This window comes from Mesorhizobium sp. M7A.F.Ca.CA.004.06.1.1, from assembly GCF_003999135.1.
Classification (GTDB): Bacteria; Pseudomonadota; Alphaproteobacteria; order Rhizobiales; family Rhizobiaceae; genus Mesorhizobium.
Map to the genome: position 1 here is coordinate 1 of NZ_RZPQ01001294.1, position 787 is coordinate 787.

At 63.5% G+C, this 787-nt stretch carries 1 protein-coding gene and 1 pseudogene; both read right to left on the bottom strand.

Annotation, left to right across the window (positions count from 1 at the left end):
* The coding region (locus tag EN906_RS35885) for a hypothetical protein (protein ID WP_127375858.1) at positions 1–418 on the bottom strand (418 nt) is incomplete at its 3' end.
* 110 nt (positions 419–528) lie between these two features.
* Positions 529–787: pseudogene (locus EN906_RS35890) on the bottom strand (MFS transporter); the annotation flags it as partial.

Sequence of the window (787 nt, forward strand, 5' to 3'; positions counted from 1 at the left end):
CTCCGGTCGTGTTCCACCAGCGATTCGGATTGGCGCGGTCGTCCAGTCCCTTGGAACGGCTGGCGAGAATCGGTTGAATGCGGATCACCGGTTCCTGGTAGGAATGGGCCTGGAAAATCGCCTCGACGACGCGGGCGGCCAGCACCTGATCGTCCGGCAGTTCGAAGGAAACCTCGACCGTGCCGGGCCGCCGCCGCAATTCGGTTTCGGCACCGGCGGCCGCACCGTCAAGCGGCCTGTAGCGTTCGATGCCGTGCGCCGACTGATAGGCATTGCGGTCATATTTGCCCATGGCCAGCGGCGCAATCGCCACCACAGCATCCATGATGCGGTCGACGTCGGCGGCCGGAGCCTGGAAGGTCACGAGCAGAAGCAGTGTCATTCGTAGCGATGTGGTTTCAAAGCCGCTGTCGATCATGGAAGTGTCCTCAAGTGTTTTGGGACACTCTTTTAGCCCTGTGCTCCTGACACGGTTCTGTCAGCAGCCTGCCACCGTGCGCGCCAAATGCAGGGCTGGCGGCAGTTGCGCTACAGCAGGATCTTGCGAACCAACCTGACGGCGACCAAAGCGATATAGGCGGCGAAGAACAGGCCGAGCGACCAGCCGAAGCCGGACGGGCCGAACGCATCCATGCCGATGCCGATCGCCTGCGGGCCGAGCACCATGCCGACACCGTAGCACAGCACGAAGGCGGCGTTGGCCGACGCCAGTTCATGGCCGGAAAGCTGCGAGCCGAGATGGGCAAGGCCGATCGTGTACATGGCAGCGACGACGCCGCCTTCGTGC